We start from the raw sequence: 17,957 nt of genomic DNA, 5'->3' as shown, positions 1-17,957 counted from the left end.
CTAGCCCAGCACCGAGATGTCGGCGATACCGAGGAACAGGCCACGCAGGTGAGCGAGCAGCGCATAGCGATTGGCGCGGACACGCTCGTCCTCGGCGTTGACCAACACCTCGTCGAAGAAGGCATCCACCGGCGCGCGCAGACTGGCCAGGCGCTCCAGGGCTGCGCCATAGCGACGGGCTTCGGCCAGGGGCGCGGCATCCCGCTCGGCCTCGGCGATGGCGGCGGCCAGGGTGCGCTCGGCGTCGGTCTCGAACAGGGCGGCATCGGCCTGGGCGGCGACCTGACCTTCGAACTTGCCGAGCAGGTTGGAGACGCGCTTGTTGGCGGCGGCCAGGGCCTCGGCCTCGGGCAGGCGACGGAAGGCCTGCACGGCCTGCACGCGCTGGTCGAAGTCCAGCGCCGAGGCCGGACGCAGGGCGCGTACCGCCAGGTAGGCCGCGGTGTCGACGCCCTCGTCCTCGTAGCGGGCACGCAGACGGTCGAAGACGAAGTCCAGCACCTGCTCCTGCAGGCCGGCAGCCTTGACCCGCTCGCCATAGCCGGCGATGGCGAAGGCGACGGCGGCTGGCAGATCCAGCTCCAGGCCCTTCTCGATGAGGATGCGCAGCACACCCAGGGCCTGACGGCGCAGGGCGAAGGGATCCTTGCTGCCGGTGGGCAGCATGCCGATACCGAAGATGCCGACCAGGGTGTCGAGCTTGTCGGCCAAGGCCACGGCCGCGCCGGTCAGGGTCTGCGGCACCTCGGCGCCAGCACCGCGCGGCATGTACTGCTCGTTGAGCGCCAGGGCCACGTCTTCGGCCTCGCCGCCTTTTTTGGCGTAGTAGTAGCCGGCGATGCCCTGCATCTCGGGGAATTCGCCGACCATCTCGGTGGCCAGGTCACACTTGGCGAGGACGCCGGCACGCTGGGCGCGCTCGGCATCACCGCCGATACGCTCGGCGATAAAGGCGGCCAGGGCGGCGACGCGCTGGGCCTTGTCGTAGACGCTGCCGAGCTGGGCCTGGAAGACCACGTTCTTGAGGCGCTCGTTGAAGCTTTCCAGCGGTTGCTTCTGGTCCTGCTTGAAGAAGAACTCGGCGTCGGTGAGGCGGGGGCGGACCACCTTCTCGTTGCCGCTGACGATCTGCGCCGGATCCTTGCTTTCCAGGTTGGCCACGGTGATGAAGCGCGGCAGCAGCCTGCCCTGGGCGTCCAGCAGGCAGAAGTACTTCTGGTTGTCCTGCATGGTGGTGATCAGGGCTTCCTGGGGCACCTCGAGGAAACGTTCCTCGAAGGCGCAGACCAGGGGCACCGGCCATTCCACCAGGGCGGTCACCTCGTCCAGCAGCGCAGGCGGCACCACGGCGCTGCCCTGCTCCGCCGCGGCCAGTTCGGCTACGCGGGATTCGATGAGCTGGCGGCGCTCGGCGAAGTCGGCCAGCACATGGGCGGCGCGCAGATCGGCGGCGTAGTGGGCCGGGGCGCTGATGCGCACGGCGTCGGGATGGTGGAAGCGATGGCCGCGGGACTCACGGCCGGCACGGCGGGTGAGGATCTCGCAGTCGATGACCTCGTCACCCAGCAGCATCACCAGCCACTGGGTGGGACGGACGAATTCCTCGCGGCGGGCGGCCCAGCGCATGCGCTTGGGAATCGGCAGCTCGGCCAGGGAGGCTTCGACGATGCCGGGCAGCAGGCTGGCCGCCGGCTGCCCAGGAATGCTCTGGGAGAATCTCAGCTTGGGGCCGCTGCGATCGATGGCACTGATGTCGACGCCACACTTGCGGGCGAAGCCCAGGGCCGCCTGGGTCGGCTGGCCATCGGCGCCAAAGGCGGCCTGCAGCGGCGGGCCGTCCAGGTTGACGCTCCGCTCGGGCTGCTGGGTCTGCAGGGCTTCGACCAGCACGGCCAGGCGGCGCGGCGCGGCATAGGCGCGGGCGCCGGCATAGCCGAGACCGGCCTGCTTGAGGCCCTTCTCGATACCGGCGAGAAAGCTGTCCCCCAGGGTCTTGAGCGCCTTGGGTGGAAGTTCTTCGGTACCCAGTTCGACCAGGAAATCCAGAGTGGTGCTCATCATTCGCCCTCCTTGAGCAGCGCCTGGACATCGTCGCGACCCAGGATCTCGTCACGCAGCGCGGGGCTGGCCAGCGGGAAGCCCAGCCGGGCCCGGGCCTTGAAGTAGCCCTGGGCGACGCTGCGCGCCAGGGTGCGCACGCGCAGGATGTAACGCTGGCGCTCGGTCACCGAGATGGCGCGGCGGGCGTCCAGCAGGTTGAAGGTGTGGGAGGCCTTGAGCACCATCTCGTAGGTGGGCAGCGGCAGGTCCAGGGCGATCAGGCGATTGGCCTCGGACTCGTAGAAGTCGAACAGTTCGAACAGCTTGGGCACATTGGCGTGCTCGAAGTTGTAGGTGCTCTGCTCCACTTCGTTCTGGTGGAAGACGTCGCCGTAGGTCACGGTGCCGAAGGGGCCGTCGGCCCAGATCAGGTCGTAGACCGAGTCCACGCCCTGCAGGTACATGGCCAGGCGTTCCAGGCCATAGGTGATCTCGCCGGTCACCGGATAGCACTCGATACCGCCCGCCTGCTGGAAGTAGGTGAACTGGGTGACTTCCATGCCGTTGAGCCAGACTTCCCAGCCGAGACCCCAGGCGCCCAGGGTGGGCGATTCCCAGTTGTCCTCGACGAAGCGCACGTCGTGCACCAGCGGATCCAGGCCGATGGCGGCCAGGGAGCCAAGGTAGAGCTCCTGGAAGTTGTCCGGATTGGGCTTGAGGACCACCTGGAACTGGTAGTAGTGCTGCAGGCGGTTGGGGTTCTCGCCATAGCGGCCGTCGGTGGGGCGGCGGCTGGGCTGCACATAGGCGGCGTTCCAGGTCTCGGGACCGATGGCGCGCAGGAAGGTGGCGGTGTGGAAGGTACCGGCGCCGACTTCCATGTCATAGGGCTGGAGTACCACGCAGCCCTGCTCGGCCCAGTATTGCTGCAAGGCCAGGATCAAGTCTTGGAAGGTGCGCACGGTGGGCTTGGACTGGCTCACGAAAGATACCCGTTCGGCTGCGACGAAAAGCCGGGGAGTATAGCTGAAAGCCGGGGGTGGCCGCATGGGCGGATTAGGGCTGCCTGGCGGTATTGGGCAGAGATGACCGGCTGCGCGCTTTATCGCGGCCATGGGCCGCTCCTACAGGTACGGGTTGGCCTGTAGGAACGGCCCATGGCCGCGATATAGGTAGCTGCTGCTACGGTAGCAGCGCCTGCAGTCTGTTAGAAACGTGCGTTCAGCGCATTCGCCGTGCTACCCATTCCAGAGGCCGTTATGACTCGCCTCCGCTGGCGGCCAACTGCGCTAAGGTGACGTCTCCCCTCGCCGTCCGAGCCTTCGCCATGCCGCGTTGTTTCTGGTGCACCGCCGATCCGCTGTACATCGAGTATCACGACCATGAATGGGGCGTGCCCCAGCGCGATCCGGCGGTGCTCTTCGAATTCCTCCTGCTGGAAGGCTTCCAGGCCGGACTGTCGTGGATCACCGTGCTGAAGAAGCGCGAGCGCTATCGTCAGGTGCTGCACGGCTTCGATCCCCAGCGCCTGGCGCAGCTGAGCGATGCCGAGATCGCCGTGCTGATGCAGGACCCGGGCATCATCCGCAATGGCGCCAAGCTGCGCGCCGCTCGTCAGAATGCCCAGGCCTGGCTGAGACTCGAAGACCCTTCCGGCTGGCTGTGGTCCTTTGTCGGTGGTGCGCCCAGGATCAATCACTTTCGCGATCGCCAGGAGGTGCCGGCGATCACCCCGGAAGCCGAGGCCATGAGCAAGGCGCTCAAGCGGGCCGGTTTCACCTTTGTCGGGCCGACCATCTGCTATGCCTTCATGCAGGCCATGGGCCTGGTGATGGACCATACCCTCGATTGCGACCGCCATGCCCAATTGGCGTCCTCGTCGGCAGAACTGCAGGAAAATTCGAATGTATAGGCGTCAGTTGGCGCGAACCTTACGCTTTCTTAACGTTTCCGGGACTTGTAGACGCTAAACTGTCGGCGCATTCAGACAGGAGTCCCTCTTTTGGAAAGATTCAAAGGCGCGCTGATGATCGCCTTCCTGCGCCTTTTCGCTCTGCTGCCCTGGCCATTGGTCCAGCGCCTGGGTGGATTCATCGGCTGGTGCATGTGGAAGCTGCCGACCCGCGCCAGCAAGGTTACCCGCATCAACCTCGCCCACTGTTTTCCCGAGCTCGACGCCGCCGGCCTGGAGCGGCTGTCACGCGAGTGCCTGCGCGGCATCGGCAAGACCCTGACCGAGAGCGCCTGCGCCTGGATCTGGTCGCCCCAGCGTTCCCTGCGCCTGGTGCGCGAGGTGGAAGGCATGGACGTCCTGCAGGAGGCTCTGGCGTCCGGCGATGGCGTGGTGGGCATCACCAGCCACCTGGGCAACTGGGAGTTGCTCAACCACTTCTATTGCTCCCATGCCAAGCCGATCATCTTCTATCGGCCGCCCAAGCTGAAGGCGGTGGACGACCTGCTCAAGCGCCAGCGGGTCCAGCTGGGCAACCGCGTGGCGCCCTCCACCCCGGAAGGCATCATCAGCGTGATCAAGGAAGTCCGACGCGGCGGCGCCGTGGGGATTCCGGCCGATCCCGAGCCGAGTCGCAGCGCCGGGCTCTTCGTGCCCTTCCTCGGCACCACCGCCCTGACCAGCAAGTTCGTGCCTTCGCTGCTGGCGCGCGGCAAGGCCCGCGGCGTGTTCTTCCATGCCGTGCGCCTGGCAAACGGCAGCGGCTACAAGGTGATCCTGGAGGCCGCGCCGCCAGCCATGTACGACCCGGATCCGGAGGTCTCGGTGGCCGCCATGAGCGAAGTGCTGGCCGGCTACGTACGGCGCTATCCGACCCAGTACATGTGGAGCATGAAGAGGTTCAAGAATCGCCCGGATGGCGAGGAGAAGTGGTACTGAGGTCTCTCGCCCAGGTCCTGCCCGGGCGCTGAGGGGCAGGCGGTGGTCCTACGACCTATCGCTCGGCGCTTCGCCAGGACCGTTCGGTCGGCGCGCGGCTGACAGCCGCTGGGCTTTGCCGGAAGCTGTCCGGACCTCTAGGGAACGCCCAAGCCAGGGAGTCAGGTGATGAATTCGCGCGATCAGCGCCAACATACCCGTACCCCACTCAAGTGCCGGCTGTGGATCGCCTATCCGGATGGCGAGATCGTCGGTGAGACCCGCGACCTGTCCGATGGTGGCGTCTATGTGGTGCATCCCGAGCTGACCCGGCTACCGCAGGGCACCCGCGTGGTCGGCCAGGTACTCGACCTGCCGATCGAGGCGCCCAAGGTGACCATGGAAGTCATGCGCACCGACGCTGACGGCGCGGGCCTCAGGTTCCTGCGCGATCACGACTGAGCGCGGCGCGCCAGGCGCTTGAGAAACACCGTCATCTCCTTTTCCGCCTGCTTGTCGCCCTTGGCTTGCGCCGCCTGCAGACCCTGGATCCAGGCCGCCTCGGCGCTGGCCAGGTCGCCACTCCCCTCATGGGCCTTGCCCAGCAGCTTCCAGGCCGCCGAATAGGCCGGATCGAATTCGACGCAGCGCGCCAGGTGCTCGATCGCCCGCGCGGGCTCCCCGGCATCCAGATAGCCCTTGCCCAGACCGAATCTGAGCAGGGCGTTGTCCTGGCCGCGGGCGAGCATCTTCTCCAGGGATTCGAGCATGGTGGGATTCCTACTTGGCGATCTTGATCAGCTTGCAGTAATAGAAGCCGTCGTGGCCTTCGGGTTGCGGCAGGAGCTGGCGGCCATGGGGTTGGGCAAGGCCCCAGGGGGCGGGAATGTCCAGTTCGCGGGCGCCCGAGGTGCGAACGAGAAAGGCGGCGAGGTTGTCGCTGTTTTCTTCCGGCAACACCGAGCAGGTGGCATAGACCAGGATGCCGCCCACCTCCAGCGTCGGCCAGAGGGCGTCCAGCAATTCGCCCTGCAGTTGCACCAGGGGTGCGATGTCGCTGGCCTGGCGGGTCAGCTTGATGTCCGGATGGCGGCGGATCACCCCGGTGGCGCTGCAGGGGGCATCCAGCAGGATGCGCTGGAAGGGCGTGCCGTCCCACCAGTCGGCCACGGCGCGGCCGTCGGCGGCCAGGGTGCGGGCGGTAAGGCCCAGGCGGGCCAGATTCTGCTCGACCCGCTGCAGACGGCCGGCATCGGCGTCCAGCGCCACCACCTCGGCCAGTCCCGGTTCGCGTTCCAGCAGGTGGCAGGTCTTGCCACCGGGCGCGGCACAGGCGTCCAGCACCCGCTGGCCGGGTGCCAGCTCGAGGAGTTCGGCGGCCAGCTGCGCGGCTTCGTCCTGCACGCTGAGACGCCCCGTGGCAAAGCCCGGCAGGACGGTGACGTCCTGGGGCTGCAGCAGGCGGATGCCGTCGGCGCTGAAGGCGCAGGGCACGGCCTCGATGCCGGCGGCGGCCAGCTCGGCCAGATAGCTGTCGCGACTGCCTTGACGGCGATTGACCCTGAGAATCAGCGGCGGATGCAGGTTGTTGGCGGTGGCGACGGCTTCCCACTGCTCCGGCCAGCGTGCCTTGAGCGTCTTCTGCAGCCAGCGTGGATGGGCCAGGCGCGCGGCCGGATCATGCTCCAGGCCTGGCAGCAGGCTGTCGTATTCACGCTGGGCGCGGCGCAGCACGGCATTGAGCAGACCCTTGGCCGAGGATTTCTTCAGCTTGTCGACGCAGCCTACCGTCTCGCCGATGGCGGCATGGGCCGGGATGCGGGTATGGAACAGCTGGTAGAGCCCGATCAGCAGCAGGGCTTCGAGATCGCGGTCGCCGGCCTTGAAGGGTTTTTCCATGAGCTTTTCCGCCAGCAGCGACAGGCGCGGCTGCCAGCGGGCGGTGCCGAAGGCCAGATCCTGGGCCAGGGCGCGGTCACGCGGATCGACCTTGGCCAGTTGCTCGGGCAGGCTGCTGCCCAGGGAGGCACGTCCGGCAAGGACCGCCGCCAGGGCGCGGGTAGCTGCCAGTCGCGGATTCATAGACCCAGCACCTGACCGGGGGCGAAGCGCTCGCGACGGGCGTTATAGAGATCGGCGAAGCCCAGTGGCTTGCCACCGGGCAGCTGCAGGCGGGTCAGGCGCAGGGCACCTTCACCGCAGGCGACCAGCAGGCCGGAGCGATCGGCATCCAGCACCATGCCCGCCACGCCCTGCCCTTCGGCGAGTTCCGCGGCCCAGACCTTGAGTGGCTCGCCGGCCAGGGCGGTGTGGCACAGCGGCCAGGGATCGAAGGCGCGGATACGGCGCTCCAGCTCCGCCGCCGGACGACCCCAGTCCAGCCGGGCCTCGTCCTTGTTGAGCTTGTGGGCGTAGGTGGCCAGGTTGTCGTCCTGCACCTCGCCCGGCAGACTGCCGTCGGCCAGACCCGGCAGGGCCTGGACCACGGCGGCGGCGCCCAGGGCGGCCAGGCGATCGTGCAGGCTGCCTCCGGTGTCCGTGGCGGTCAGCGGCGTGGTCACCTTGCTTAGCATCGGCCCGGTATCCAGACCGGCTTCCATGCGCATCACGGTGACCCCGGACTCGGCATCGCCGGCCTCCAGGGCGCGCTGGATGGGCGCGGCGCCGCGCCAGCGCGGCAGCAGCGAGGCATGGCTGTTGATACAGCCCAGGCGCGGGATGTCGAGCACCGCCTGGGGCAGGATCAGGCCGTAGGCCACCACCACCAGCAGATCGGGTTCCAGCGCCGCCAGGGTGGCCTGGGCGGCGGGATCGCGCAGGGTCAGCGGCTGCTGCACGGGGATGCCGTGGCTCAGCGCCAGCTGCTTGACTGGACTCATGGCCAGTTTCTGGCCACGCCCGGCGGGGCGATCCGGCTGGGTATAGACGGCGGCGATGGGATAACCGGCGTCGATCAGCGCCTGCAGGTGCACGGCGGCGAATTCCGGGGTTCCGGCGAAGACGAGGCGAAGGGATCTGGACATGGCGGACCTGGCGGAAAGGGCGAGCGGCGGACGCCGATGACGCCGTCCGCCAGGGCGATCAGGCCTTGTGGCGCTGCTGCTTTTCGAGCTTCTTCTTGATGCGATCGCGCTTGAGCGGCGACAGATAGTCGACGAACAGCTTGCCGTCGAGGTGATCGATCTCGTGCTGGATGCATACCGCCAGCAGGCCGTCGCATTCCAGTTCGAAGGGCTTGCCGTCGCGGTCCAGGGCCTTGACCCGGACGCGCTCGGGGCGGCAGACCTTTTCGTAGAAACCGGGGATCGACAGGCAGCCTTCCTGGTACTCGCCCAGTTCCTGGGTGAGCGGCTCGGCCTCGGGATTGATGAAGACCAGCGGCTCGCTCTTGTCTTCGCTGACGTCGATCACCACCAGGCGACGATGGACGTTGACCTGGGTGGCGGCCAGACCGATGCCGGGCGCTTCGTACATGGTCTCGAACATGTCGTCGATGGTCTGGCGCAGGGCGTCGTCCACCGTGTCGATGGGCTTGGCGACGGTGCGCAGGCGGGGATCGGGAAATTCGAGGATGTCTAGGATCGCCATGGCGTTGAGGGCACTTGTGGAATACAGTCAAGGGGCGCTGCTAAGATGCCGCAGCGTTGTCTCCACCCGGCTCGGGCTGGTCCCGAAGGGTGGATGACGTCGGTCGACGGGGATGGGCACCTGCGCCGCCCGGTGCCGACAAAGGTGGCGATCAGGGCACGACTGGGGCGATTCCCCGACGTTTGCGTGAAGACGGTTCTTCAAAGCTAAGTGTAAAGGGATTCGACGCATGAGGAAATCTTTGTTCGCCCTGGCGCTGGTTGCAGCGGGCGCCCTGCAGTCGGCGTATGCGGCGGTCACCCTGCGACAGGATCACCCGGAAAGCTACACCGTGGTCCGCGGCGATACCCTCTGGGACATCTCCGCCAGATTCCTCAGCAAACCCTGGGAATGGCCGGAGATCTGGCAGGCCAATCCGCAGATCAAGAATCCCCATCTCATCTATCCCGGCGATACCCTGATGCTGAGCTATGTCGACGGCCAGCCGCGCCTGCAGCTCAACCGCGGCGCCTCGCGCGGCACGGTCAAGCTGTCACCCACGGTGCGCAGCACGCCCATCGCCGAAGCCATCCCGGCCATTCCGCTGGAAGCGGTCAACAGCTTCCTGCTGCAGAATCGCGCCATCGATTCTGCCGAACAATTCCAGGCGGCGCCCTATGTGGTGGCCGGCAACGCCGAGCGCGTGGTGAGCGGCGCTGGCGATCGCATCTATGTGCGCGGCAAGCTGCAACCGGGCGTCTCGGCCTATGGCATCTATCGCCAGGGCAAGACCTATGTCGATCCCAAGACCGGTGCCTTCCTCGGCATCAACGGCGACTTCATCGGCAGCGCCGATCTGGTTACCCAGGAAGGCGACATCGCCACCCTGCGGCTGACCCGCACCACCCAGGAGGTCCGCCTGGGCGACCGGCTGTTCCCCACCGAGGAGCGGCTGGTGAATTCCACCTTCATGCCCAGCGCGCCGGCGCGTGACATCAGCGGCCTGATCCTCGACGTGCCCCGTGGCGTCACTCAGGTCGGTCAGTTCGATGTGGTGACCCTGAACAAGGGTACCCGCGATGGCCTGACCGAAGGCAATGTGCTGGCGGTCAACAAGACCGGCGAGACGGTGCGCGATCGCATCACCGGCGAGCTGGTGAAGATCCCCGACGAGCGCGCCGGCCTGCTGATGGTGTTTCGCACCTACGACAAGATCAGCTACGGCCTGATCCTGACCGCCACCCGCCAGCTGGAAATCATGGACAAGGTGCGCAACCCCTAACCGCTACCCCTTCGGGTCGCCAGGACGGCGACTGGCCAACCCTCAAGGACGACACCATGGCCAGCTTCTCCCCTGCCGAGCTGGACGCCCGGCTTCGCCTGCATGCCCTGCCGGAACTCGGCGCGGTGCGCCAGCGCCTGCTGCTGGATGCCTTTGGCAGCGCCGCTGCCGCCCTCAGTGCCCCCGCTTCGGCCTGGCGCGCCCTGCGCCTGCCGGCGGTGGCCGCGGATGCCCGTCGCAGCCCGGCGACCCGCGAGCGGGTCGCTCAGGCCCTGGCCTGGCTGGACGGCCCCGAACGCCACCTGCTCTGCCTGGCTGACGAGCGCTATCCGGCGTTGCTGGCCGAGATCGCCGATCCACCGCCGCTGCTGTTCGTCGAAGGACAGGTCGCGTTGCTCGAACGGCCGCAACTCGCCCTGGTCGGCAGTCGCCAGGCCAGTGCCCAGGGGCTGGACAATGCCCGGCGTTTCGCCCACAGCCTGGCCGCGGCCGGCTTCTGCATCACCAGTGGCCTGGCGCTGGGCATCGATGGCGCCGCGCATCAGGGCGCCCTGGAGGCCGGCGGCGGCACGGTCGCCGTGCTGGGCACCGGCTTGCGGCAGCTCTATCCGCGCCGGCACCTGGGTCTTGCCCGGCGCCTGCTAGCCGAGGGTGGCGCGCTGGTTTCGGAGTTGCCGCTGGACTGCACCCCCCAGGCCGCCAACTTCCCGCGGCGCAACCGGATCATCAGCGGTCTCAGCCTGGGTACCCTGGTGGTGGAGGCCAGTCCCTCCAGCGGTTCGCTGATCACCGCGCGACTGGCCGCCGAGCAGGGCCGCGAGGTGTTCGCCCTGCCCGGCTCCATCCATCATCCCGGCGCCCGCGGCTGTCATCAGCTGATCCGCGAGGGCGCGCAACTGGTGGAGAGCGTGGAACACATCCTCGACGCCCTGCAGGGCTGGCGCAGCCTGGCCCCGCTCGCCGCGACCGCGGCAGTGGAGGATCATCCCCTGCTGCGCCACCTGACCGCCGGACCGCTCAACAGCGAAGAGCTGGCGCGGCTCTGCGGCCTGTCGCTGCCGGAGGTCCTGGTCCAGCTGACCGAGCTGGAGCTGGAAGGCCGGGTGGTGGCGCAGCAGGGCAGCTGGAGTCGGCTCGGCTAACGGCGGATGACTGGTATCGGCAGCGCGCTCGGGTAGACTTCAGGGATTTGGCGGAGGCTAGGCGATGCATAACAGCTGGCGAGTGCGGCAGGCGGCGCGAATCGTGCGCGAGGGGGGCGTCCTGGCCTACCCTACCGAGGCCGTCTGGGGCCTGGGCTGCGATCCCTGGGATCAGGCCGCGGTCTATCGCCTGCTGATGCTCAAGCGGCGGCCGCTGGAAAAGGGTCTGATCCTGGTGGCCGACAACATCCGCCAGTTCGACTTCCTGCTCCACGATCTGCCCGAGGCCTCCCTGGCCAAGCTGGCCAGCACCTGGCCAGGACCCAACACCTGGCTGGTGCCGCACCACAATCGCCTGCCCGGCTGGGTGACCGGCGCCCACGCCACCGTGGCGTTGCGGGTCTCCGAGCATCCCCTGGTGGGCGAACTCTGCGCCCTGACCGGGCCGCTGATCTCCACCTCGGCCAATCCCGCCGGGCGCCCGGCCGCGCGCACCCGGCTGCGGGTCCAGCAGTACTTTCCCGATAACCTGGACGGCATCCTCATGGGCGAACTGGGTGGGCGCAAGAATCCCAGCGTGATTCGCGACCTGGTGACCGGCAAGGTCTTCCGGCCCTAGGCCCTAGGTCAGTCGAGCAGCTGGCGCAGCAACCGCGCCAGCGCATCGATCTGGAACGGCTTGGCCAGCGAGAGCTCGCCATTCGGGGTCGGCCGCTCGGCGTGACCGCTGACGAACAGCACCGGCAGCTCCGGCCAGCGCTCGCGCAGACGCCCTGCCAGCTCGGCACCGTCGAGATCCGGCAGGCCGAGGTCGGTGATCAGCAGGTCACAGGGCAGATCGCCGTCGACCAGGGTCAGCGCCGCCGAGGCACTGGCGGCGGTGCGCACGCGATAGCCCAGCTCGGTAAGCATCTCACGTAGCAGCAATCGCACCGAAACATCGTCTTCCACCAGCAGCAGGCGTTCGCCCCGGCTCTGGGCGATGGCCGGCTGGGGCGTGTCGCTCGCCGCCGGCCGCTCGGGCGGGGCGCAGGGCAGCCAGAGGCTGACGCGAGTGCCACTACCCAATTCGCTCTCCAGGGTCACATGGCCACCCGACTGCTTGATGAAGCCATAGAGCATCGACAGACCCAGGCCGGTGCCCTGGCCAATGGGCTTGGTGGTGAAGAAGGGATCGAAGGCGCGATCCACCACCTCGGCCGGCATGCCGCTGCCGGTGTCGGCGATGGTCAGGCGTACGTAATCGCCCGGCGGCAGGTCATGCTCGGCGGCCAGGTCGGTGAGGTGATCGAGGGCGGTTTCCAGGGTCAGCTGGCCGCCTTCGGGCATGGCATCGCGAGCATTGATCACCAGATTCAGCAGGGCGTTCTCCAGCTGGTTGGTGTCGGTGCGCGCCGGTGGCAACTGCAGCGCGAGGCTGCTGCCCAGGCTGATGCGTTCGCCCAGGGTGCGCTGGAAGAGTTCTTCCAGGGACAGGATCAGGTCATTGACGTCTACCGGCCGCGGATCCAGCGTCTGCCGACGGGCGAAGGCCAGCAGGCGATGGGTCAGGGCAGCGGCGCGGGTGGCGGATTGCTCGGCGGTGTCCAGGTAGCGCTGCAGGTTGTCGTGGCGCCCCTGGTCCAGGCGGCGGCGCAGCAATTCCAGGGAGCCGCTGATGCCGGTGAGCAGGTTGTTGAAGTCATGGGCGATGCCGCCGGTGAGATGCCCGATGGCTTCCATCTTCTGCGCCTGGCGCAGCGCGGCCTCGGCGTTCTGCAGGGCCAGGGCGGCGTCGTGCTCAACGGTGACGTCGCGACCGAAGACATAGATGCGTCCGTCGTGATCGGCGGTGGCCTTCCACATCATGTGGCGCCAGTGACCGTCGCGGGTGCGCAGGCGCCCGGGCAGATCGCTGAGCACCTCGCCGTGGCGCAGGGCGGCCAGGCGCGGAAATACCGGCGGATCGTCCGGGTGCTCCAGCGAGGTCGGCGGCTGATGACGCAATTCCTCGTCGTCCCAGCCCAGGGTCCGGCCCCAGGCAGGATTGCGGCTGAGCCAGCGTTGCCCCTGGATGACGCCGAGCAGGTCGTCGGCGACCCGCCACATGCGGTCACGCTCGACGGTGCGTTCGTGGACGCGCTGTTCCAGCAATTCGGCCAGCCGCCGCAGGCGGTGCTCGGCCATGCGGATCTCGCTGACGTCGGTGTGCACGCCCACCCATTCGCAGACCACGCCATTCTCCCGCACCGGCAGGGCACGCACGCTGAAGGTGCGCCATTGACCATCGCGACAGCGCAGGCGGTGCTCGTCGTGGAAATCCACCTGCTGCTGCACCGCCAGGCGCCAGCGGCGCAGGGTGCGGGGAGCATCCTCGGGATGCAGGGCATCGGCCCAGCCGTCCTGCTGATACTGCGCATAACTCTGCCCGGTCAGGGTGCTCCAGGCGAGTTGTTCGCCGAGCAGGTGGCCCTGGGCGTTGCTGGTCCAGACCACTCCCTGCACCGCCTCCACGGCATTGCGGAAGCGCTGGTTGGAGAGGTGCAGCGAGGCTTCGGCCTGCTTGCGCTGGGTGAGATCCACCACCACCAGACTCACCGACAGCGCCTGGCCGACCTCCGACTGCAGCGGCGAGCCGTGCAGGCTGACCCAGACCACCGTGCCGTCGGGGCGCAGGAAGCGCTGGTCCAGCTTGAAGCTGTCGCCCCGCTCGCGCAGGGTGTCGATGTGGCGCTCCAGGATGGCCCGATCCTCGGGATGGGTCTGGGCCTGCAGAGTCTGCTCCAGCACCCCGACCTCGTTGCGATCGAGCATTTCGCAATAGCGACGATTGGCGAGCAGGATGCGCCCGCGGGCGTCGGTCTGGCAGATGCCGACCGCCGCCTGGTTGATCAGGCTGGCCAGGCGCGCACTGTGTTCGCGCAGGGCGGTTTCCGCATCGACGCGCTGCTGGACGTCGTCGAACAGGGTGACCGAGGCGATCACCTCGCCGGTGGCGGAGCGGACCGGCGCGCTGGAGACCTCCAGCAGCCGGATGCTGCCGTCGGGTCGCCGATAGCGCATCAATTCGGGCGCCACCGCCTGGCCGCTGCGCAGCACCCGTACCGTGGGATAGTCGTCCACCGCATAGGGCTGGCCGTTGGCGTGCAGGGCGCCGATGGCGCCATAGCGTTCGTCCAGCGTCTCGCCGGCCGGACGTCTGCCCAGCAGGATATCGACACGGTCGTTGAGCATCACCGCTTCTTCGCTGCCGGCCTCGGTGATGGAGATGCCCAGAGGCGCCTGCTGCAGCACGCTGGCCAGCAGCCCCTGTTCCAGCGACAACCGCCGTTCGAGGTGGCGGACCTGGTCCTGGGTCTGCTGCCGCATGAGCAGGGCGCCCAGCAGCAGGGCCAATTGATCCAGCAACAGCCGGGTGTCCGCCTCGACGGCGCCGTCCAGTTGCAGATAGCCCAGGGGCTGAGTGGCAGGACCGAAGGGGATGAGCAACTCACCCACTGGCGGACTGCCCGCCTCGGCCACGGACAGCAGCCGCGCCTGGGGATCGTCGGCCAAGTCCCGCAGGGCCTGGGTGGCGAACAGGCGCAAGGCGGCCAGATCTGTGGTACCGCCGAGGCGCCGTGACCATTCGCCGAGCGCCTGCAGGCGTTGCGGCAGCTCCCGCTCGGCGCTACGCCGGGCGGCGAAACGGGCACGGCTCGCCGGAGCCTGCCAGACATGCAGCAACCAGCCCACGGCGACCTCGGCCCGGCGCAGCGGCACCAGATGCAGGTCGAGGCGTACCAGATGACCGTCGCGGTGGCGCAGGCCCTGGGTCTGGCAGCGTTCGAGGGCGGTCAGCCAGTCGTCGGCCGGCGGCTCCGGGACCAGCAGACCGACGATGGATTCACCGAGCCAGTCCTGCGCCGTCCAGCCCAGCAGCCGGGCGACGTTCGGGCACCACTGCCCGATCCGCCCTTCGGCGGTCAGGGTGATGAGCGCCGTGTCCGTGGCGGTGTCGAGCAGGCTGGCGAGGGGGCTGGAGATAGGCATGACGAGGGCAGCGATCCGGCCGATTCTGGAAAGAACGTCGAGGCCGAGACGACCTGACTGTCCGAGATAGACCGGCGTTTACCTCCGTCGTGCCGCCTGGCTGCGGGAAACTTAATGGCTGTCACGATTTCCCGGCCAGGCGCGCGGGTGCCATGCCTCAGGGCAGCAGGATGGTCGAGCCGCTGGTCTCGCGACCCGACAGCGCGCGGTGCGCCTCCTGCACCTCGGCCAGCGGATAGCGTCGGCCGATGTCCACCTGGATGCGGCCATCGCTGATCAGCTCGAACAGCTGATCGGCCATGTCCTGCAGGGCTTCGGGGGAGGCGGCGTAGGTGGCCAGGGTCGGCCGGGTCACATAGAGCGAGCCCTTCTGCGAGAGAATGCCCAGATTGACCCCGGTGACCGCGCCGGAGGCGTTGCCGAAGCTGACCATGAGACCGCGCGGGGCCAGGCAGTCCAGCGACATCTCCCAGGTGTCCTTGCCGACGCCGTCGTAGACCACCGGCACCTTGGCGCCCTCGGTCAATTCGCGGACCCGCGCCGGGACGTCTTCCTGGCGGTAGTCGATCACCGCCCAGGCGCCCAGCGCCTTGGCCTTTTCCAGCTTTTCCGGAGAGCCGGCGGTGCCGATCAGGCGCACGCCCAGGGCCTTGGCCCACTGGCAGGCCAGGGAGCCGACGCCCCCGGCCGCGGCATGGAACAGAACGGTGTCGCCGGCCTGCAGCGGATAGGTCTGGCGCAGCAGGTACTGTACGGTCAGCCCCTTGAGCATGACCGCGGCACCCTGTTCGAAGGAGATCGCCTCCGGCAGGTGCACCAGATGCCGCTCGGGCAGCACATGTACCTCGGCATAGGCGCCCAGCGGCCCGGTGGCATAGGCCACGCGATCGCCGGCCTTGAAGCGGGTGACGGCGCTACCCACCGCTTCCACCACCCCGGCCCCTTCGGTGCCCAGGCCCGAGGGCAGCGCCGGCGGCGGATAGAGGCCGCTGCGGTAATAGGTCTCGATGAAGTTGAGGCCGATGGCGTGGTTGCGCACCTGCACCTCGTCGGGGCCGGGCGCGGCGGGTTCGAAATCCACAAGTTCGAGTACTTCGGGACCACCGGTGCGGCTGAACTGGATGCGCTGGGCCATGCTTGAGTGTCTCCTGATTGGAGCCCTTGGCCGGGCTCTCTTGGGGTGAGCCTTCATCCAAGCCGCAACCGCGGGCCACGTCAACCGGTCGGATACGGGTGTTATGCTCTGCGCCCTCCCCGCCTGTTGTGGAAATCCTTGCGATGAATCCCTCCCTGGAGGCCGTCAAGGCCTATCTGCTCGACCTGCAGGAGCGCATCTGCGCCGCACTGGAAGCCGAGGATGGCAGCGCAGCTTTCGCCGAAGACGCCTGGACCCGGCCGACCGGCGGTGGTGGCCGCACCCGGGTGATTGCCGACGGTGCCCTGCTGGAAAAGGGCGGCGTGAACTTCTCCCATGTGCATGGCGACAGCCTGCCGCCCTCGGCCAGCGCCCATCGCCCGGAACTGGCCGGGCGCAGCTTCGAGGCCATGGGCGTCTCCCTGGTCATGCACCCGCGTAATCCCCATATCCCCACCGCTCACGCCAATGTGCGCTTCTTTCTCGCCGAGAAGCCCGGTGAGGCGCCGGTCTGGTGGTTTGGCGGCGGTCTCGACCTCACCCCCTACTACGGCAACGAGGCCGACTGCGTGCACTGGCACCAGGTCTGCCATGACGCCTGCGCGCCCTTCGGCGCCGACGTCTATCCGCGCTACAAGGCCTGGTGCGACCGCTATTTCCACCTCAAGCACCGGGGCGAACCACGCGGCATCGGCGGCCTGTTCTTCGACGACCTGAACGACTGGGACTTCGACACCTGCTTCGCCTTCCAGCGCGCCATCGGCGATGCCTTCGTCGACGCCTATCTGCCCATCGTCCAGCGCCGCCGCGACCAGCCCTACGGTCAGGCCGAGCGGGAATTCCAGGCCTATCGCCGCGGCCGCTACGTGGAATTCAACCTGGTCTATGACCGCGGCACCCTGTTCGGCCTGCAATCCGGCGGGCGCACCGAGTCCATCCTCATGTCGCTGCCGCCCGAGGTGCGCTGGGGCTATGACTGGCAACCCGTGCCCGGCTCGCCGGAAGCGCGGCTGACCGATTTCTTTCTCACCGACCGCGACTGGCTCGCGCTCGCCCCGACGCCCGGAGGATAGAGACCATGGATCGCTATGCCGTCTTCGGCAACCCCATCGCCCACAGCAAGTCGCCGCTGATCCACAGCCTGTTCGCCGACCAGACCGGCCAACGCCTGCACTACGGGACGCTGCTGGCGCCGCTGGACGGCTTCAGCGAAAGCGCCCGCAGCTTCTTCCAGAGCGGCCTGGGCGCCAATGTCACGGTGCCCTTCAAGGAAGAGGCCTTCCAGCTGTGCGCTGAACTCACCCCGCGTGCGCGGCGGGCCGGAGCGGTGAATACCCTCAAGCGCCAGGCCAATGGTCGCCTGCTCGGCGACAACACCGACGGCGCCGGGCTGGTCCGGGATCTCACGGTCAACGCCGGGCTGCAACTGGCCGGCCAGCGCGTCCTGGTGCTGGGCGCCGGCGGCGCCGTACGCGGCGTGCTGGAGCCGCTGCTGGCCTGCAACCCCGGACAACTGGTGCTGGCCAATCGCACCGAACTCAAGGCGGTGCAACTGGCGCGGGAGTTCGCCGAGCTGGGGACCATCGAGGTGGCGGCCTTCTCCACCCTGAGAGAGCCCTTCGACGTCATCATCAACGGCACCTCGGCCAGTCTCGGTGGCGGTCGCCCGCCCCTGTCGGAGGCGGTCATCGGCCCGCAGACGGTGACCTACGACATGATGTACGGCAAGGATCTCACCCCCTTCAACCGCTGGGCGCAGGACGAGGGTGCCTTCCACACCCTGGACGGCCTGGGCATGCTGGTGGAACAGGCTGCCGAGGCCTTCGAACTCTGGCGCGGCGTGCGTCCCGACAGCGCTCCAGTGCTGGCGGAGTTGCGGCGGCAGCTGGGTTAGTTCCGCGACGCTGTTGG

At 68.1% G+C, this 17,957-nt stretch carries 15 protein-coding genes and 3 pseudogenes; 8 read left to right on the top strand and 10 right to left on the bottom strand.

Annotation, left to right across the window (positions count from 1 at the left end; genetic code table 11):
* Both glyS and glyQ read right to left on the bottom strand, forming a co-directional pair.
* Positions 1-2,058: a glycine--tRNA ligase subunit beta gene (gene glyS / locus GSQ95_RS00220; protein ID WP_158891461.1), complete on the bottom strand. Its 2,058-nt coding sequence runs from the start codon at positions 2,056-2,058 to the stop codon at positions 1-3.
* A complete protein-coding gene (gene glyQ / locus GSQ95_RS00215; RefSeq protein WP_158891431.1) occupies positions 2,058-3,023 on the bottom strand; it encodes a glycine--tRNA ligase subunit alpha in 966 nt (321 codons plus the stop codon). Before glyQ ends, glyS begins: the two co-directional genes overlap by 1 nt.
* Before the next feature lie 344 nt (positions 3,024-3,367).
* On the opposite strand from glyQ, the gene GSQ95_RS00210 reads away from it, so the two are divergent.
* The 3 genes from GSQ95_RS00210 to GSQ95_RS00200 all read left to right on the top strand — a co-directional run bounded on the left by GSQ95_RS00210 (position 3,368) and on the right by GSQ95_RS00200 (position 5,371).
* Positions 3,368-3,952, top strand: coding sequence for a DNA-3-methyladenine glycosylase I (locus GSQ95_RS00210; RefSeq protein ID WP_158891433.1), 585 nt, complete (start codon positions 3,368-3,370; stop codon positions 3,950-3,952).
* A gap of 90 nt (positions 3,953-4,042) precedes the next feature.
* Positions 4,043-4,930 carry a lysophospholipid acyltransferase gene (locus tag GSQ95_RS00205; protein ID WP_158891435.1) on the top strand — a complete coding sequence of 296 codons (888 nt, stop codon included), beginning with the start codon at positions 4,043-4,045 and terminating at the stop codon, positions 4,928-4,930.
* A 168-nt stretch (positions 4,931-5,098) separates the two neighbouring features.
* Positions 5,099-5,371 (top strand): PilZ domain-containing protein, encoded by a 273-nt coding sequence (locus GSQ95_RS00200; RefSeq protein WP_158891437.1) that lies wholly within the window; start codon positions 5,099-5,101, stop codon positions 5,369-5,371.
* Here the strand turns inward: GSQ95_RS00200 and GSQ95_RS00195 are convergent.
* The 4 genes from GSQ95_RS00195 to def are packed head-to-tail and all read right to left on the bottom strand — an operon-like array spanning position 5,362 to position 8,497.
* Positions 5,362-5,679 (bottom strand): tetratricopeptide repeat protein, encoded by a 318-nt coding sequence (locus tag GSQ95_RS00195; protein ID WP_158891439.1) that lies wholly within the window; start codon positions 5,677-5,679, stop codon positions 5,362-5,364. The two genes, GSQ95_RS00200 and GSQ95_RS00195, sit on opposite strands and share 10 nt — an antisense overlap.
* Positions 5,680-5,689: 10 nt before the next feature.
* Entirely contained in the window at positions 5,690-6,991 is a 1,302-nt protein-coding gene (gene rsmB / locus GSQ95_RS00190) for a 16S rRNA (cytosine(967)-C(5))-methyltransferase RsmB (RefSeq protein ID WP_158891441.1), read from the bottom strand.
* Positions 6,988-7,932, bottom strand: coding sequence for a methionyl-tRNA formyltransferase (gene fmt / locus GSQ95_RS00185; protein WP_158891443.1), 945 nt, complete (start codon positions 7,930-7,932; stop codon positions 6,988-6,990). Before fmt ends, rsmB begins: the two co-directional genes overlap by 4 nt.
* 58 nt (positions 7,933-7,990) lie before the next feature.
* Positions 7,991-8,497 carry a peptide deformylase gene (gene def, locus GSQ95_RS00180; protein ID WP_007160149.1) on the bottom strand — a complete coding sequence of 169 codons (507 nt, stop codon included), beginning with the start codon at positions 8,495-8,497 and terminating at the stop codon, positions 7,991-7,993.
* Positions 8,498-8,726: 229 nt separating this feature from the next.
* Between def and GSQ95_RS00175 the strand changes: the two genes are divergently transcribed.
* From GSQ95_RS00175 to GSQ95_RS00165, 3 genes are all read left to right on the top strand, one after another.
* Positions 8,727-9,758, top strand: a complete 1,032-nt coding sequence (locus GSQ95_RS00175) for a LysM peptidoglycan-binding domain-containing protein (protein ID WP_158891445.1) — start codon at positions 8,727-8,729, stop codon at positions 9,756-9,758.
* 56 nt (positions 9,759-9,814) lie between these two features.
* On the top strand, positions 9,815-10,900 hold the full coding sequence (gene dprA / locus GSQ95_RS00170) for a DNA-processing protein DprA (RefSeq protein WP_158891447.1): 1,086 nt from the start codon (positions 9,815-9,817) through the stop codon (positions 10,898-10,900).
* A gap of 64 nt (positions 10,901-10,964) precedes the next feature.
* Complete coding sequence (locus GSQ95_RS00165; protein ID WP_158891449.1) at positions 10,965-11,519, top strand: L-threonylcarbamoyladenylate synthase; 555 nt, start codon at positions 10,965-10,967, stop codon at positions 11,517-11,519.
* An 8-nt stretch (positions 11,520-11,527) separates the two neighbouring features.
* Here GSQ95_RS00165 and GSQ95_RS26960 read toward each other — a convergent pair.
* From GSQ95_RS26960 to GSQ95_RS00155, 4 genes and pseudogenes are all read right to left on the bottom strand, one after another.
* Positions 11,528-11,845: pseudogene (locus GSQ95_RS26960) on the bottom strand (response regulator); the annotation flags it as partial.
* Positions 11,846-11,989: 144 nt separating this feature from the next.
* Positions 11,990-12,226, bottom strand: a pseudogene (locus GSQ95_RS26955) (ATP-binding protein); the annotation flags it as partial.
* Positions 12,227-12,427: 201 nt separating this feature from the next.
* Positions 12,428-13,942: pseudogene (locus tag GSQ95_RS26950) on the bottom strand (PAS domain S-box protein); the annotation flags it as partial.
* A 1,126-nt stretch (positions 13,943-15,068) separates the two neighbouring features.
* Complete coding sequence (locus GSQ95_RS00155; RefSeq protein ID WP_158891453.1) at positions 15,069-16,046, bottom strand: NADPH:quinone reductase; 978 nt, start codon at positions 16,044-16,046, stop codon at positions 15,069-15,071.
* Between the two features lie 143 nt (positions 16,047-16,189).
* Between GSQ95_RS00155 and hemF the strand changes: the two genes are divergently transcribed.
* A complete protein-coding gene (gene hemF / locus GSQ95_RS00150) occupies positions 16,190-17,119 on the top strand; it encodes an oxygen-dependent coproporphyrinogen oxidase (protein ID WP_158891455.1) in 930 nt (309 codons plus the stop codon).
* A gap of 5 nt (positions 17,120-17,124) precedes the next feature.
* Positions 17,125-17,940, top strand: a complete 816-nt coding sequence (gene aroE / locus GSQ95_RS00145) for a shikimate dehydrogenase (RefSeq protein WP_158891457.1) — start codon at positions 17,125-17,127, stop codon at positions 17,938-17,940.
* Positions 17,941-17,957: the final 17 nt, after the last annotated feature.

Origin of the sequence: Pseudomonas sp. BAV 4579 (genome assembly GCF_009765395.1) — a bacterium.
GTDB lineage: Bacteria > Pseudomonadota > Gammaproteobacteria > Pseudomonadales > Pseudomonadaceae > Chryseomonas > Chryseomonas aestiva.
Note: the sequence above shows the minus strand (reverse complement) of the source record. Positions and strands in the feature narration are given on the sequence as shown.

Coding starts and splice junctions, on each gene's coding strand:
- rsmB (WP_158891441.1), bottom strand. CDS start 6,991: ATGAATCCGCGACTGGCAGCTACCCGCGCCCTGGCGGCGGTCCTTGCC.
- dprA (WP_158891447.1), top strand. CDS start 9,815: ATGGCCAGCTTCTCCCCTGCCGAGCTGGACGCCCGGCTTCGCCTGCAT.
- GSQ95_RS00165 (WP_158891449.1), top strand. CDS start 10,965: ATGCATAACAGCTGGCGAGTGCGGCAGGCGGCGCGAATCGTGCGCGAG.
- hemF (WP_158891455.1), top strand. CDS start 16,190: ATGAATCCCTCCCTGGAGGCCGTCAAGGCCTATCTGCTCGACCTGCAG.
- GSQ95_RS00175 (WP_158891445.1), top strand. CDS start 8,727: ATGAGGAAATCTTTGTTCGCCCTGGCGCTGGTTGCAGCGGGCGCCCTG.
- glyS (WP_158891461.1), bottom strand. CDS start 2,058: ATGAGCACCACTCTGGATTTCCTGGTCGAACTGGGTACCGAAGAACTT.
- aroE (WP_158891457.1), top strand. CDS start 17,125: ATGGATCGCTATGCCGTCTTCGGCAACCCCATCGCCCACAGCAAGTCG.
- def (WP_007160149.1), bottom strand. CDS start 8,497: ATGGCGATCCTAGACATCCTCGAATTTCCCGATCCCCGCCTGCGCACC.
- GSQ95_RS00195 (WP_158891439.1), bottom strand. CDS start 5,679: ATGCTCGAATCCCTGGAGAAGATGCTCGCCCGCGGCCAGGACAACGCC.
- GSQ95_RS00210 (WP_158891433.1), top strand. CDS start 3,368: ATGCCGCGTTGTTTCTGGTGCACCGCCGATCCGCTGTACATCGAGTAT.
- fmt (WP_158891443.1), bottom strand. CDS start 7,932: ATGTCCAGATCCCTTCGCCTCGTCTTCGCCGGAACCCCGGAATTCGCC.
- GSQ95_RS00200 (WP_158891437.1), top strand. CDS start 5,099: ATGAATTCGCGCGATCAGCGCCAACATACCCGTACCCCACTCAAGTGC.
- GSQ95_RS00155 (WP_158891453.1), bottom strand. CDS start 16,046: ATGGCCCAGCGCATCCAGTTCAGCCGCACCGGTGGTCCCGAAGTACTC.